Origin of the sequence: Streptomyces sp. NPDC001222 (genome assembly GCF_042896945.1) — a bacterium.
Lineage (GTDB): Bacteria > Actinomycetota > Actinomycetes > Streptomycetales > Streptomycetaceae > Streptomyces > Streptomyces gibsoniae.
Window position 1 is genome coordinate 86,113 of record NZ_JBIAXT010000021.1, and the last position, 14,096, is coordinate 100,208.

The 14,096-nt window shown below is 72.4% G+C and carries 13 protein-coding genes; 5 read left to right on the top strand and 8 right to left on the bottom strand.

What is annotated here, in order from left to right:
• Positions 1–61: 61 nt before the first annotated feature.
• Both ACFY2Z_RS25940 and ACFY2Z_RS25945 read right to left on the bottom strand, forming a co-directional pair.
• Positions 62–1,282, bottom strand: a complete 1,221-nt coding sequence (locus ACFY2Z_RS25940; protein WP_390746497.1) for an acetyl-CoA C-acetyltransferase — start codon at positions 1,280–1,282, stop codon at positions 62–64.
• A 213-nt stretch (positions 1,283–1,495) separates the two neighbouring features.
• Complete coding sequence (locus ACFY2Z_RS25945) at positions 1,496–2,530, bottom strand: SGNH/GDSL hydrolase family protein (protein WP_390746498.1); 1,035 nt, start codon at positions 2,528–2,530, stop codon at positions 1,496–1,498.
• 177 nt (positions 2,531–2,707) lie between these two features.
• Between ACFY2Z_RS25945 and ACFY2Z_RS25950 the strand changes: the two genes are divergently transcribed.
• Positions 2,708–4,096 carry a cystathionine beta-synthase gene (locus tag ACFY2Z_RS25950; protein WP_311700358.1) on the top strand — a complete coding sequence of 463 codons (1,389 nt, stop codon included), beginning with the start codon at positions 2,708–2,710 and terminating at the stop codon, positions 4,094–4,096.
• A 397-nt stretch (positions 4,097–4,493) separates the two neighbouring features.
• Here ACFY2Z_RS25950 and ACFY2Z_RS25955 read toward each other — a convergent pair whose 3' ends face one another.
• A complete protein-coding gene (locus tag ACFY2Z_RS25955) occupies positions 4,494–4,919 on the bottom strand; it encodes a hypothetical protein (RefSeq protein ID WP_390746550.1) in 426 nt (141 codons plus the stop codon).
• A 477-nt stretch (positions 4,920–5,396) separates the two neighbouring features.
• On the opposite strand from ACFY2Z_RS25955, the gene ACFY2Z_RS25960 reads away from it, so the two are divergent.
• Both ACFY2Z_RS25960 and ACFY2Z_RS25965 read left to right on the top strand, forming a co-directional pair.
• Positions 5,397–6,239 carry a MurR/RpiR family transcriptional regulator gene (locus ACFY2Z_RS25960; protein WP_390746499.1) on the top strand — a complete coding sequence of 281 codons (843 nt, stop codon included), beginning with the start codon at positions 5,397–5,399 and terminating at the stop codon, positions 6,237–6,239.
• A gap of 78 nt (positions 6,240–6,317) precedes the next feature.
• Positions 6,318–6,902, top strand: coding sequence for a hypothetical protein (locus ACFY2Z_RS25965; protein WP_390746500.1), 585 nt, complete (start codon positions 6,318–6,320; stop codon positions 6,900–6,902).
• 29 nt (positions 6,903–6,931) lie between these two features.
• On the opposite strand, the gene ACFY2Z_RS25970 is transcribed toward ACFY2Z_RS25965, so the two are convergent.
• The 5 genes from ACFY2Z_RS25970 to ACFY2Z_RS25990 form a co-directional block, all read right to left on the bottom strand.
• Positions 6,932–7,306, bottom strand: coding sequence for a hypothetical protein (locus tag ACFY2Z_RS25970; RefSeq protein WP_355911532.1), 375 nt, complete (start codon positions 7,304–7,306; stop codon positions 6,932–6,934).
• Between the two features lie 17 nt (positions 7,307–7,323).
• Positions 7,324–7,839 (bottom strand): roadblock/LC7 domain-containing protein, encoded by a 516-nt coding sequence (locus ACFY2Z_RS25975; RefSeq protein ID WP_390746501.1) that lies wholly within the window; start codon positions 7,837–7,839, stop codon positions 7,324–7,326.
• 40 nt (positions 7,840–7,879) lie between these two features.
• Complete coding sequence (locus ACFY2Z_RS25980) at positions 7,880–8,875, bottom strand: hypothetical protein (protein ID WP_390746502.1); 996 nt, start codon at positions 8,873–8,875, stop codon at positions 7,880–7,882.
• On the bottom strand, positions 8,872–9,270 hold the full coding sequence (locus tag ACFY2Z_RS25985) for a hypothetical protein (RefSeq protein WP_311700364.1): 399 nt from the start codon (positions 9,268–9,270) through the stop codon (positions 8,872–8,874). The genes ACFY2Z_RS25980 and ACFY2Z_RS25985 overlap by 4 nt, the downstream gene beginning before the upstream one ends.
• 225 nt (positions 9,271–9,495) lie before the next feature.
• Complete coding sequence (locus ACFY2Z_RS25990; RefSeq protein WP_390746503.1) at positions 9,496–10,881, bottom strand: diaminopimelate decarboxylase; 1,386 nt, start codon at positions 10,879–10,881, stop codon at positions 9,496–9,498.
• A gap of 273 nt (positions 10,882–11,154) precedes the next feature.
• Between ACFY2Z_RS25990 and hutU the strand changes: the two genes are divergently transcribed.
• The gene (gene hutU / locus ACFY2Z_RS25995; protein ID WP_390746504.1) at positions 11,155–12,819 is read left to right on the top strand and encodes a urocanate hydratase; all 1,665 of its coding nucleotides are present in this window, start codon (positions 11,155–11,157) and stop codon (positions 12,817–12,819) included.
• Between the two features lie 68 nt (positions 12,820–12,887).
• Positions 12,888–14,096, top strand: coding sequence for an allantoate amidohydrolase (locus ACFY2Z_RS26000; RefSeq protein ID WP_390746551.1), 1,209 nt, complete (start codon positions 12,888–12,890; stop codon positions 14,094–14,096).

Here is a 14,096-nt window from a genome sequence, read left to right on the forward strand (position 1 = left end):
AAGCCCGTGAGGGACAGGGGCTTCGGACCGTTGTCGTGGGGGCGTGCCGGACGTGAGTCCGTCAGCTCAGGCGCTCGATGACCATCGCCATGCCCTGGCCGCCGCCGACGCACATCGTCTCCAGGCCGAACTGCTTGTCGTGCCACTGGAGAGAGTTGATCAGTGTGGTGGTGATGCGGGCGCCGGTCATGCCGAAGGGGTGGCCCACGGCGATGGCACCGCCGTTGACGTTCAGCTTGTCCAGCGGGATGTCCAGGTCGCGGTAGGAGGGGATCACCTGGGCCGCGAACGCCTCGTTGATCTCGACGAGGTCGATGTCGCCGATGGTGAGGCCGGCGCGCTTGAGGGCCTGATTGGTGGCCTCGACCGGGCCGTAGCCCATGATCTCGGGGGAGAGCCCGGAGACACCGGTGGAGACGATCCGGGCGAGCGGCGTCAGCCCCAGCTCCCGGGCCTTGGTGTCGCTCATGATGACCAGGGCGGCGGCGCCGTCGTTCAGGGGGCAGCAGTTGCCGGCGGTGACGCGGCCGTCGGGGCGGAAGACGGGCTTGAGCCCGGCCACGCCCTCGAGGGTCACGCCGGCGCGCGGACCGTCGTCCTTGCTGACGACCGTCCCGTCGGGGAGGGTCACCGGGGTGATCTCGCGCTCCCAGAAGCCCTTGGCGATGGCCTGCTCGGCGAGGTTCTGCGAGCGGACGCCGAACTCGTCCATCTCCTCGCGGGTGATGCCCTTGAGGCGGGCGAGGTTCTCCGCGGTCTGGCCCATCGCGATGTACGGGTCGGGCAGCAGGCCGTCCTCACGCGGGTCGTGCCACTCGTCGCTCCCGGACTCGGCGACAGCGGCGGTGCGCGCCTCGGCCTCGGCGAAGAGGGGGTTGCGGGTGTCCGGGAGACCGTCGGAGCTGCCCTTGAAGAAGCGGGAGACCGTCTCGACACCGGCCGAGATGAAGACGTCGCCCTCGCCGGCCTTGATGGCGTGCAGGGCCATGCGGGAGGTCTGCAGCGAGGAGGAGCAGTAACGGGTGACCGTGCAGCCCGGCAGATGGTCCATGCCCATCTGCACGGCGACGATCCGGCCGAGGTTGTAGCCCTGCTCGCCGCCGGGCAGACCGCAGCCGAGCATCAGGTCGTCGATGTCCTTCGGGTCCAGCTCGGGGATCTTGGCGAGCGCCGTCTGGATGATGGTCGCGGTCAGGTCGTCGGGGCGCAGGTCCTTGAGGGAACCCTTGCCGGCGCGGCCGATGGGCGAGCGGGCGGTCGAGACGATGACGGCTTCGGGCATCACGGCTCCATTGCACGAGGAGGGCAGGGCTGTGGGGGAAGTTACCCGTACGTACGTTGGAGGTCACGGGCCGTGGGGTGTGACACCGGCCGCACTTTTCTAAGCGCTTGCTTTTTCGCGAGCCGGGTGCGGGCGCCTCCGCCCCGATCCGGGCCGCTCCGGGACCAGGACGGGGCGAGGCGGAGGCCGGAAGCCGGGACGGGTGGCCGCCCGTCAGGGCAGCGGCTCCCGTTCGGTGGCCGGGCTCGCGTCCGGGGTCGGCAGACGCCGGCGGCGCCGCCGCTTGAGGAGGGCCCAGGGGCCCCTGGGACCCGTCGGCAGAGCGGCCGTGACCTCGGTGCCCGCCTCCGAGGCCGCCTCCGCGGCCGCGCGGGCCACGGGCAGGAAACCCTCCCGGCGGAACGCGTCGGGGCGCTCCTCGTCCGCCGGCCACAGGCCCAGCGCCGCGCAGACCGTCGGCAGGACCGCCATCGCCGCCGTGGCGTACCCCTCGGCCGAGGGGTGGTAGTTGTCGGGGCCGAAGAGCTCGCGGGGATTCGCCTCGAACTCCGGGCCCAGCAGGTCGCCCAGCGACACAGTACGGCCGCCCTGCTCGACCACGCCGATCGTCTGCGCCGCGGCGAGCTGGCGGGAGGCCCGACGGGCCAGCCAGCGCAGCGGCTGCTGGACGGGCTCGATGGTCCCGAGGTCGGGGCAGGTGCCCACCACGACCTCCGCGCCCGCCGTGCGCAGCCGGCGCACGGCCGCCGACAGATGGCGCACCGAGCGCGTCGGGGGCATGCGATGTGTCACATCGTTCGCGCCGACGATGATCACGCAGACGTCCGGGACCTGGTCCGGCCCCTCCAGCGCCAGCGACACCTGACGGTCGAGGTCGTCCGACTGCGCTCCGGGAACCGCCACCACCCGCAGCTCCACCGGACGCTCGGCCACCGCCGCGAGCCCCGAGGCCAGCAGCGCGCCCGGGGTCTGGCGGAAGCGGTGCACTCCCTGCCCCACGGACGTGGAGTCGCCGAGCATCATCAGTCTCAGCGGCGGACCGTCCAGACCGGCGTACCCTCGCCCGTACAGGCCGTCAGCGCTCGGCGGGTAGGGGCTGTGCCCGTTGCCCACATGGCGCTTGGCCATCTGTACCTCGGCCAGCAGCAGCCCGGCGGCGGCTGCTCCGACCAAGCCGATTCCGCCGCCGCCGTACGCCGCGCCCGCCGCGATGCGCCGGGCCACTCTCGCCCTCGACATGCTCGACATGCGTCGCCGCCACCTCCTCGTAGCCGTACATCCACTGCTTGCCCCGTACGCACCGTCGTCCAATCTCAACGGCGCGTGAACGCCCGGACCTTTGCTGTTGCGGACCGTCCTGACGCGGGAGCGCTTACGCTGGCGGCACCATCACGACCACTTTTTGGCAAGCAACCGGAGACAACGGTGCAATTCCACGACTCGATGATCAGCCTGGTCGGCAACACCCCGCTGGTCAGACTCAACCGCGTGACCGCCGGCATCCAGGCGACCGTCCTCGCGAAGGTCGAGTACTTCAACCCCGGCGGTTCGGTGAAGGACCGCATCGCGCTGCGCATGATCGAGGCGGCCGAGGAGAGCGGCGAGCTCAAGCCGGGCGGCACGATCGTCGAGCCGACCAGCGGCAACACGGGCGTGGGTCTCGCGATCGTGGCCCAGCAGAAGGGCTACAAGTGCATCTTCGTGTGCCCTGACAAGGTCTCCACTGACAAGATCAACGTCCTGCGCGCGTACGGCGCCGAAGTGGTCGTGTGCCCGACGGCGGTCGCCCCGGAGCACCCGGACTCGTACTACAACGTCTCCGACCGGCTCGTCCGGGAGACCCCCGGCGCCTGGAAGCCGGACCAGTACTCCAACCCCAACAACCCCCTTTCGCACTATCACTCGACCGGCCCCGAGCTGTGGGAGCAGACGGAGGGGAAGATCACCCACTTCGTCGCGGGCGTGGGCACGGGCGGCACGATCTCCGGCACCGGGCGCTACCTGAAGGAGGCCAGCGACGGCCGGGTCAAGGTCATCGGCGCCGACCCCGAGGGCTCGGTGTACTCGGGCGGCTCCGGGCGGCCGTATCTCGTCGAGGGCGTCGGGGAGGACTTCTGGCCGACCGCGTACGACCGGACCGTCACCGACGAGATCGTCGCCGTGTCCGACAAGGACTCCTTCCAGATGACGCGGCGGCTGGCCAAGGAGGAGGGCCTGCTGGTCGGCGGCTCCTGCGGTATGGCGGTCGTGGCGGCGCTGAGGGTCGCCGAGCGGCTGGGGCCGGACGATGTCGTGGTCGTGCTGCTGCCGGACAGCGGGCGCGGCTACCTCACCAAGATCTTCAATGACGAGTGGATGGCCGACTACGGCTTCCTGGAGGACGCCGGCCCGAGCGCCCGTGTCGGGGACGTGCTGAACGACAAGGAGGGCGGCATCCCCTCCCTCGTCCACATGCACCCCGACGAGACGGTCGGCCAGGCCATCGAGGTGCTGCGCGAGTACGGCGTCTCGCAGATGCCGATCGTGAAGCCGGGCGCCGGGCACCCTGACGTCATGGCGGCCGAGGTCGTGGGCTCCGTCGTCGAGCGTGAACTGCTGGACGCGCTGTTCACCAAGCGCGCCTCGCTGGACGACCCGCTGGAGAAGCACATGTCCGCGCCGCTGCCGCAGGTCGGCTCCGGCGAACCGGTCGCGGACCTGATGTCCGTGCTGGGTACGGCCGACGCGGCGATCGTCATCGTCGAGGGCAAGCCGACCGGCGTGGTCAGCCGCCAGGACCTGCTGGCGTTCCTGGCCAAGGGCGGAAAGCAGTGACGAACGTCCGGTGAACCATGCGTGTCACCGGAGAACGCACGGTGACACGCGGGGGCGGGGCTTCTCGGAAGTGGTACGAGCGCGTCACGTGCGCGCAGCACCCGCTTAACACGCGTCCGGCACATTAGGGGTGTCGGCAGGGCGGGAGCGGCTCCCCGTCCCGGTCGGCAACCAAAACGGCGCCAGGAACCTCCGGAGCGGCTCCCGGACCTCCATGGACGCCACGGACGCGCAAGCCCGGCCCTGACCCGGCCCGCGTCCCTCGCGGGGACCGCCGTCGTCCCGCCCCCCGGCAACGGGGGTGCGGCGGTCCCCGCGCATTTCTTTTCAGCGGTCCCCGCGCGCTTCCTTGAAGGGGTCTCTCTTTCCGGTGGGCCGTCGTGGTCCGTCCGGTCCGTCAGTCCTCCCAGTCGCCGTCCCCCGAGGGCCGGTGGCGGCGGCCGAAGAGGCCCGGAGTTGTGCGCGCGGCCTGGACCGCGTTGACCCCGACGATGCCCGCCCAGGCGATCAGCAGACCGGGCAGATGGCCGATGCCGCCGCCGATCGCGGAGAGCGGTATCGCCAGCACCAGCGAGACGATGCCGAAGCCGAAGCGCTCGCCCCAGGAGTCCGTGGCCTGCGGGGACCGCGCGCCGCGCGCCTCCATCATCTGCTGCTCGGCCAGTTGTCTGCGCAGGCGGCGGTCGACCGCGCTGTCGATGCGCCGGTCGACCTTCTCGAGGAAGGACTCGACCAGCGCCGCGTCGTACTCCTCGCCCAGTTCCCTGCGGGCCCCCAAGGTGGCGTCCAGTTCCTTCTTGAGGTCGGCGCCCCGGCCGTCCATTCCCGTCATGCACACCACGCTAGGGAGCCGGGAGGCCCGGGGCACTGGGGAAAGCCCCCCTCTTCGGGGTGGGGCTCGCCGAAGAGTCCTGGAGCGCCGCGCTCACCGGGGGCGTTGAGCGCGGCGCCTGTTCACCGTAGGTATTCGCACGGTGGCTGTATGTGTCGATTTAAGGATGCTTGGCGGATTCGTCGTCGGATCATCGATGCCGCGATACCGCGGCTTGGCCGTCGGCCGGGGCATCCGTCCGCATGCTCCGGAGCGTGCGCCGCACCACGGCGCGTGCCCCGCCTGCATATCGCCATGCAGGTGCTGTGGTGTTTGAATAGGTGTGCACTGCCCGGAAGAGGGCCCGGACGTGAGACACCGCGTGCCCGCAGCGCGTACCGTCTGGTGGCCGACCGCGGCCGTGGGCGCCGGAACCCGTCGCGTCGGAGCCGGGCCCGGCGCGCGGAACATCTGGAGGGGGAGGACGTGATGAGCGTGACCGAAAGCCCTGCGGCACGGCTGCAGACGCTCTTCGAGGGGCACCGGCTCACGCCGACCCAGCGGCGTATCGCGCACAGCATGGTGCGGCGCGCCGCCGACGTGCCGTTCCTGTCGAGCGTGGAGCTGGCCGAACTCGCCGGAGTGAGCCAGCCGTCGGTCACCCGGTTCGCGGTCGCCCTCGGCTTCGACGGCTACCCGGCGCTGCGCAGGCATCTGCGTGAGGTCGCGCCCGCGGAACAGACGGCGGACCCCGGCGCGTACAACGAGTACCAGCAGGCCGTAGAGGCCGAGATCGAGAACCTGAGGCACCTGGCCGAGGTGCTGGCCGACCCCCGGCCCGTGCAGCAGGCCGGACGGATCCTCGCCGCCTCCCGCCCGCTGCCCGTGCTCGGCCTGCGGGCCGCGGCCTCCCAGGCGTACGGCTTCGCGTACTTCGCCGCCAAGGTCCATCCGGACGTCCGGCTGCTGCACGAGGGCGGCACGATGCTGAACGACCGCATCGACGCGGCCGTACGGGCCGGCGCGAGCGCTCTGCTGTGCTTCGCGCTGCCTCGGCATCCGCGCGAGGTCCTGGACACCCTCGCCTACGCCCGGGAGGCGGATCTGACGGTGGTCACGGTGGCCGACTCGGTGTTCGCGCCGGTGGCCAAGGTCTCGGACCTGCTGCTGCCGGCCGCCGTCGGCACGGGGCTCGCCTTCGACACGGCCTGCGCGCCGATGCTGCTCGGCCGGGTCCTTCTGGAGGCGATGTGCGACGACCTGCCGGACGCCCAGGCGCGTCTGGAGGAGTTCGACACGAGGGCGGTGGCCCGGGGGCTGTTCGTGGAGTAGCCCGTTTTCAGACTCGTCTCACGTTCACTCGTTAGCCTGCGCCACCAAGCACTGGACCGGGCAGGACGGGAGGCTGAGGTGGCGCACGGAGGTCAGGGACTGGCACGGGTGGCCGTCGTCGTACGGGCCGGAGCCGCACCGCTGTGGTGGCTCGGGGTGTTCGCGGCCGGTATCGGGATCCTGGTGCCCGGAGTGACGGGGCGTCGCATCGGCGCCTTGGCGGGCGCCGCGCTGTTCGTCGTGGCGGCGGCGGTGGTCGCGTACACCCGCCGCAAGCGGTACACGGCCCTCGCGCGGGGTGCCGCCCGCGCCGGCAAGTACGACGTGCTCCAGGACCGCCATGTCACCGTGCGGATGTGGCGGCGCGGGCACCGCTGGTGGCTGCTCGCCGCCTTCGCCGCCGCGCTCGCCTGCTCCTTCGCGGTGTCCGCCGCCGGCGGGATGCTGCTCGCCGGGACGGGCGCCGGGCTGTGGCTGAAGGCCGCCTGGCTCGGCCGCCGGGAGCGCGCCGACGACGCACTGCTCTGGGTGCGCGTGGACTGGCTCGGCCGCAGCGGCGGCACGCCCGCGGGCACAGCGGTCAAGGGCTACCGCAGCACCGGCATCGCGGCCGGCGACGCGGCCCCTGGCGGGGCGCGCCGCCGTACCGCGGAGCTGGTGTAGCGCGGACCGGGAGCGGAGGGGCCGGGCGGTCAGACCTCCAGGTCCTCCTCGATCTTCTTCAGCTGGTGGCGGGCCATCGCCAGGTTGGCGCGCTTGGCGTCGAGGACCAGGTACAGGAACAGGCCGTTGCCGCCGCGGCCGGTGAGCAGCCGGATCAGGTGGTACTGGTCGGACAGCGTGATCAGGATGTCCTCGATCTGTCCCTTGAGCCCGAGGTGTTCCATGGTGCGCAGCTTGGCCCGGACGACATCGGTGTTGCCGGCCGCCGCGACCGTGAGGTCGAAGCTCTTGCTGCCGCCCAGCGTGCCCAGCGCCATGCCGCTCGTGTAGTCGACGAGGGCGGCTGCGGTCGCGCCCTCGATGGAGGCGAGAGCTTCTTTCAGTGTGGTTTCGGTGTTGGCCATTTTCGGAGTGTGTCCTTTCAACTTTCCGTGGTGGTACGCGCGTTCGCGGCCGAACGTGGGCTCGCGGGGGTGCGCGCGGTGCGGGTCCGCAAGGGGGCGGACCTGGTGGTGGCAGTGGCGGGGGTCCTGGCGGTGCGGGACTGCGGCGGCTCGGCCCGCAGGACGGCCTCGTCGATCAGCTCGCCGATCCGGCTGCTCGCGCGACGGCCCTCCAGATGCAGCCGGCCGACGTTGACGCGGTCCTGGGCGAGCAGCGTGAGCACGGCGTTGCGGCCCGCCGCGTACGTGGCGACGTAACCGTGGACGCCGCGCACGAGCAGTTCGCGGAAGTCGCCCTGTCCCGTCGCCTCCGCCAGCCGCAGGGCGACACCCAGCGCGGCGGCGGTGAGCGCGGCGACCCCCTCCGGTTCGACGCCGGCGGTGTCCTGGGCGAGGACGAGTCCGTCGACGCTGGCTGCGAGGGCACCGGTCAGCTGGGGGATACGGGTTCTCAGGCGGCGGAGTTCGTCGAGGACCTCGGGCTCCGCGTCCATCAGGGGTCTCCTCTCGGCGGGGCGTGGGCGGTCGAGCCGGTCAAAGGGCCTCCAGCGCATCCCTCAGCCTCTTCAGCAACGTGACGTGGGGGTCGGCGAACGGCGGCAGCACGTCGGCGGGCACGGGCGCCCCGGCCTCCGGTGCGGGCGACGGCGCCTGTGCGGGAGGCAGCGGGATCGGGACCGGGTCGGGGGCCGCGACCGGGGCCGGGGCCGGAAACGCCTCCGGCACCGGACTCGGCGACGGATCCGGAACCGGATTGCGAACCGGATTCGGCAACGGGTCCGCAACCGGACGCGGTTCCGGTGCCGGGCCGGGGGCCTGGTGCGGACGGGTCGTGACGGCGCCCGCCCCCGCCAGCCGCCGTACGTCGACCAGCGTGTGGAACGCCGGTCGGCCCAGCGCCCGGGAGATGTCCGCCGCCGTGCGTACTCCGTCGATCAGATCGAGCACCTCCCCCTGGCGGGGGGTGACCGCCGGGCCGGCCTCGCGGCCGGTGCGCTGGAGCGGGGCCTCGTCGATGGCCGGGTCGGGCCAGATGCGTTGCAGCAACTCGCGGCGGCGCAGTGTCTCGCGTTCCACCCCGGCCACCGGTACCGGGTGCACCGGGCCCAGCCAGTGCGCCTCGCCGTAGCGGAAGCGGGCGGGTGCGCTGCTCGGGCCGAGGACGAAGTACGCCGCGTCGTAGAGCGCACCCAGATGGCACAGCTCCAGGGCGCCCTCGCTGATCCGGCCGCTGTCGACCAGGAACCGTCCCACCCGCCGCCGGGTCGCCGCCTCGGCGACCGCCTCCCGCCAGCCGTCCTCGTCGAGCGCGCCGTGCGCGATGAGCAGGACGTCGAGGCCGGGGGTCGAGGGGCTCTCGGCGTACACCACCTGGCCGTCGACCAGATGGAGCAGACCACCCTCGCGCATCAGCACTCCGGTGGCCCGTTCGACGGCGAGCCGGCCGAGCATGGGGGACAGACCGCCGCTCGGGATCTGCGTACGCCGCCGCACGGGCAGCGGGGGCGGAGGAGTAGCGACCATCGTCATCCCAGCACCAGCCGCCCGGCCATCTCGCCGAGCCGGATGCGGGCGAGGGCGAGGTTGCCTTCCGAGCGGGCCAGCCACAGATGCAGGAAGACGCTGCTGTCGAACGTCGTCGGGACGAACCGCAGCAGGTGGTAGCTGTCCCGGTTGGCGATGATCAGGTCCTCGACCGGGCAAGCGGCGTCGGACCAGTCGGCGTCCTCCTCCGGGGCGAACGCCCGGTGCTCGGCGGCCAGCCGGGCCAGCTCCGCGGCCTCCGCCGCGGTCGTCTCGTGGTCACCGCCGGGCGACTCCCCGACTGTGCCCAGCGCGAGCCCGCTGGTCCAGTCGACCACCGCGGCGCCCCTGGCACCGGGTAGTCGCATGGCTTCCAACAGGCACTCGTCGATTCCGGGCACCGTGGCTCCCCTCCCGCCTCGGGTACGGCTGAGTGACCCTGACGCTACGCAACGTGTGCGTGGGGAGTGAGGCTTCCGGCATTTTCCAGTGGAACATGCGCGGGATCGCTAGGGTAGGTCAACTGACCTTGTTCACGGGGACGTTGGGGTGGACCCGGCGCATCCGCGCTGACCAGCGCGGATGCGGGCGGCGCGCACCCGATGGGGTGCCGTCCCGCGCGCTTCTCAGAGCTCCGTCAATGCGCCTACGCGCCCCCCGCCCGATTCGGTGACGATCTCCTCGACGGTCTGCGGATCCCGTACGACCGCGAACCGCGTCCCCCCGTCCGCGCCCGGCGCATAGCCGTACACCCCGGGCCGAGCCAGGGAGTTGTACGCGTAGTGGTGCGCGAAGTAGTACGCCCCGGTGTCCAGGGCCGCCACATGGTCGCCCGGCTCCAGCAGCGGCAGCGGGTGCGCCACGGCCAGCAGGTCGCCCGCGAAGCACGCCGGCCCCGCCACGTCCTGCGCCACGACGGGCCCTTCCTTCGGGTGCCCCTTGGCGTCGTACGCCGCGATCCGCAGCGGCCAGGCCCCCGGTGCGTACACCGTGCGGGTCGCGACCTGCACGCCCGCATGGGTGATCGCCACCGCCCGGCCGCCCGCACGTTTGGCGTATTCCACCCGCGCCACCACGGTCCCGTGCTTGGCCAGCAGCGACCGCCCGAACTCCGTGACCAGTCCGTACCGCCCGTCGAAGAGCCCCGGCACCGCCTCCGCCAGCAGCCGTGCGTACTGCGCGTGCGTCGGGGTCGTCGTGTCCGACGCGAAGTTGACCGGCAGCCCGCCGCCGAGGTCGATCGTGTCGATCTGGCGGCGGCCGGTCCGCCGGTTGATCTCCTCGGCGAGCGCGTAGCACTCCGCGATGCCCCGTGCCATCAGCGAGAGCGGGACCCCCTGGGAGCCGGAGTGCGCGTGCAGCCGGGTCAGCCAGGGCCGCTCGGCATAGGCGCGGATCAGCCAGTCGCGCGCCCCCTCGTCCCGTAGCGCCACACCGAACTTGGAGGTCGCGGTCGCCGTGGACAGCGCGTCGATCACACCCGCGCCGACCTGCGGGTTCACCCGCATCCCGAGTGGGGAGGACGTCTTCGCCTCCCGGACGAGGGCGTCGATCCGCTCCAGCTCCTGGGGGTTGTCCGCGTTCACGGCGATGCCCAGCGCCAGCGCCTCGCGCAGCTCCTGAGCCGTCTTGGCGGGCGAGTCCAGCACCGTCCGCTCCGGCTCCATCCCGGCCGTGCGGGCCAGCGCCAGTTCCCCGGGGCTCGCCACCTCGGCGCCGATGCCCGCCTCCCGCAGCAGCCGCAGCACCGGGACCAGCGGGGCGGCCTTCACCGCGAAGGCGTGCAGCACCGCCGTGCCGGGCGCGACCACCGCGTCGAAGGCCGCCCGCAGCGCCGCCGCCGAGTCCCGGATGCCGACGACGTCCAGCAGACCGACGAGGGGCGTGTCCGGCCCCAGAAGTCCCTGCTCCACGGCGCTGCGCACGGCCTCGTCCCGGCGCGCCACCCGCTCGGCGTCGTCGGGGCGGTCGTCCCCGTGGTGGTTGTTGTGTTTCGTCCCGCTGTGCCTCATATTCACCGCGTCCCCCGTCCCGCCGTGCCTCATGTTCGCCACGCCCCCGTTCCCCCGTGTGGCGCCCCGCGGACCCCCGGTTCTCGGGTGTTCTCCGGTTCGAAGCCCCGGCCGCCGCGGGCCTGTCTCCAGCCAAACATCCCGGCCCCTCCGGTGCTGGCGCAAGAACGTATTGACTAGCTCTATTCAGGAAGCGAGGATGTGAATAACCGCTGCAACAGTCCCCGCGCGCCCCCTCCGGGCCGCGTGCGGCCGTCCACCAGGAGGCAGACCATGTCAGGACCCCGCCCCGTCCGAGCGCCGCGTGGCACGGAACCGAGCGCCCTGGGATGGCAGCAGGAGGCCGCCCTGCGGATGCTGCAGAACAACCTCGACCCCGAGGTCGCCGAGCATCCCGACAAGCTGGTCGTGTACGGCGGCACCGGCAAGGCCGCGCGCGACTGGCGCTCCTTCGACGCGATGGTCCGCACGCTGAGGACCCTCAAGCAGGACGAGACGATGCTCGTCCAGTCCGGCCGGCCCGTCGGCGTCATGCAGACCCACGAGTGGGCGCCCCGCGTCCTCATCGCCAACTCCAACCTCGTCGGCGACTGGGCCAACTGGGAGGAGTTCCGCCGTCTGGAGGCCCTCGGCCTGACCATGTACGGGCAGATGACCGCCGGCTCCTGGATCTACATCGGCACTCAGGGCATCCTCCAGGGCACCTACGAGACCTTCGCCGCCGTCGCCGCCAAGAAGTTCAACGGCACCCTCGCCGGGACGATCACCCTGACCGCCGGCCTCGGCGGCATGGGCGGCGCCCAGCCGCTCGCCGTCACGATGAACGACGGTGTCGCGATCTGCATCGACTGCGATCCGCGCGCCATCGAGCGCCGCATCGAGCACCGCTACCTGGACGTGCAGGCCGACTCCCTGGAGCACGCCCTCCAGCTGGCCGTCGAGGCACGCGACCAGCGCAAGCCGCTGTCCATCGGCGTCCTCGGCAACGCCGCCGAGCTCGTCCCGCAGCTGCTCGCCATGAGCGCCCCCATCGACATCGTCACCGACCAGACCTCGGCCCACGACCCGCTGGCGTATCTGCCGCTCGGTGTCGCCTTCGAGGACATGGCCTCCTACGCCGCCAAGGACCCGGCCGGCTTCACCACCCGCGCCCGGGAGTCGATGGCCCGGCACGTCGAGGCGATGGTCGGCTTCATGGACGCCGGCGCGGAGGTCTTCGACTACGGCAACTCGATCCGCGGCGAGGCCCAACTGGCCGGATACGACCGGGCCTTCGCCTTCCCCGGCTTCGTGCCCGCCTACATCCGGCCGCTGTTCTGCGAGGGCAAGGGCCCCTTCCGGTGGGCGGCGCTGTCCGGCGACCCGGCCGACATCGCGAAGACCGACCGGGCGATCCTCGACCTGTTCCCCGAGAACGAGTCCCTCGCCCGCTGGATCAAGATGGCCGGTGAGCGGGTCCACTTCCAGGGCCTGCCCGCCCGTATCTGCTGGCTCGGCTACGGCGAGCGGGACAAGGCCGGTGAGCGGTTCAACGACATGGTGGCGAGCGGGGAGCTGGCCGCACCGATCGTCATCGGCCGCGACCACCTCGACTGCGGATCCGTCGCCTCGCCCTACCGCGAGACCGAGGCGATGCTCGACGGCTCCGACGCGATCGCGGACTGGCCGCTGCTCAACGCCATGGTCAACGTGGCCTCCGGCGCGTCCTGGGTGTCCATCCACCACGGCGGCGGGGTCGGCATGGGCCGGTCCATCCACGCCGGTCAGGTGACGGTGGCCGACGGCACGCGGCTGGCCGGGGAGAAGATCCGCCGCGTGCTCACCAACGACCCCGGCATGGGCGTCATCCGGCATGTCGACGCGGGCTACGACATCGCGGAGTCGGTGGCCGGGGAGCGGGGCGTGCGCGTTCCGATGCGTGAAGGTGACGACGCGTGACGCACGAGGCAGCCGGACGGGACGGGGCCGTGCCGCCCCGGCCCGTCTCCGGCAGCTCCTTCCACGCGATGTGGCGGGAGCTGGAACCCATCGGCCGCCACCCCGGCTCCGGCGGCTACCGGCGCTTCGCGTGGACCGGTGCCGACGCAGAGTGCCGGGCCTGGTTCGAGGAGCAGGCCCGGGCCCGGTGTCTGGCCCACGAGGTGGACCGGAACGGCAACCAGTGGGCCTGGTTCGGTGACCCCGCCGCCGGGGACGCCGTGGTCACCGGGTCGCATCTGGACTCCGTGCCCGACGGCGGCGCCTTCGACGGACCCCTCGGCGTGGTGTCCTCCTTCGCCGCCTTCGACGAACTGCGCGCCCGGGGCGTCGAGTTCGCCAAGCCCTTCGCGGTCGTCAACTTCGGGGACGAGGAGGGCGCCCGGTTCGGGCTCGCCTGCGTCGGGTCGCGACTGACCGCCGGGCAGCTCACCGTCGAGCAGGCGCACCGGCTCACCGACGGCGACGGGATCACGCTGCCGCGCGCCATGGAGGCCGCCGGGTACGACCCCGAGGCCATCGGGCCCGACCCCGAGCGGCTCGGCCGTATCGGCGCGTTCGTCGAACTGCACGTCGAGCAGGGCAGGGCCCTGGACCTGAGCGGTGACCGCGTGGGCGTCGCCAGCGCGATCTGGCCGCACGGGCGATGGCGGTTCGACTTCCGGGGCGAGGCCAACCACGCCGGCACGACCCGGCTCGTGGACCGCCGCGACCCCATGCTGTCGTACGCCGAGACCGTCCTCGCCGCCCGCCGGGAGGCCGAACTCGCCGGTGCCGTCGCCACCTTCGGCAAGGTCGCCGTGGAGCCGAACGGCGTCAACGCCATCCCGTCCCTCGTGCGCGGCTGGCTCGACTCCCGGGCCGCCGGCCAGGAGAGCCTGGACGCCGTCGTCGCCGGTGTCGAGAAGGCGGCCCGGGAGCATGCGGACGCCCACGGCATCGAACTCGACGTCGTCCGCGAGTCCTTCACGCCCGTCGTGGAGTTCGACCACGCACTGCGCGACGAACTGGCCCGCCTCCTCGGCCGGGACCGGGACCCGGGACTGACCGTCCCCGTGCTGGGTACCGGTGCCGGACACGACGCCGGAATCCTCTCCGGCAGCATCCCGACCGCCATGCTGTTCGTGCGCAACCCCACGGGCGTCTCCCACTCCCCGGCCGAGTACGCCGCCGAGGACGACTGCCTGGCCGGGGTGACCGCACTCGCCGACGTACTGGAAGGGCTGGTCCGCAGGTGA

What these genes read in the sequence shown, in the direction of transcription:
- ACFY2Z_RS25980 (WP_390746502.1), bottom strand. Translation starts at nt 8,875, where the DNA reads ATGACGATGGTCGCTACTCCTCCGCCCCCGCTGCCCGTGCGGCGGCGT.
- ACFY2Z_RS25990 (WP_390746503.1), bottom strand. Translation starts at nt 10,881, where the DNA reads ATGAGGCACAGCGGGACGAAACACAACAACCACCACGGGGACGACCGC.
- ACFY2Z_RS25945 (WP_390746498.1), bottom strand. Translation starts at nt 2,530, where the DNA reads ATGTCGAGCATGTCGAGGGCGAGAGTGGCCCGGCGCATCGCGGCGGGC.
- hutU (WP_390746504.1), top strand. Translation starts at nt 11,155, where the DNA reads ATGTCAGGACCCCGCCCCGTCCGAGCGCCGCGTGGCACGGAACCGAGC.
- ACFY2Z_RS25975 (WP_390746501.1), bottom strand. Translation starts at nt 7,839, where the DNA reads ATGGACGCGGAGCCCGAGGTCCTCGACGAACTCCGCCGCCTGAGAACC.
- ACFY2Z_RS25960 (WP_390746499.1), top strand. Translation starts at nt 5,397, where the DNA reads ATGAGCGTGACCGAAAGCCCTGCGGCACGGCTGCAGACGCTCTTCGAG.
- ACFY2Z_RS25940 (WP_390746497.1), bottom strand. Translation starts at nt 1,282, where the DNA reads ATGCCCGAAGCCGTCATCGTCTCGACCGCCCGCTCGCCCATCGGCCGC.
- ACFY2Z_RS25970 (WP_355911532.1), bottom strand. Translation starts at nt 7,306, where the DNA reads ATGGCCAACACCGAAACCACACTGAAAGAAGCTCTCGCCTCCATCGAG.
- ACFY2Z_RS26000 (WP_390746551.1), top strand. Translation starts at nt 12,888, where the DNA reads ATGTGGCGGGAGCTGGAACCCATCGGCCGCCACCCCGGCTCCGGCGGC.
- ACFY2Z_RS25955 (WP_390746550.1), bottom strand. Translation starts at nt 4,919, where the DNA reads ATGGACGGCCGGGGCGCCGACCTCAAGAAGGAACTGGACGCCACCTTG.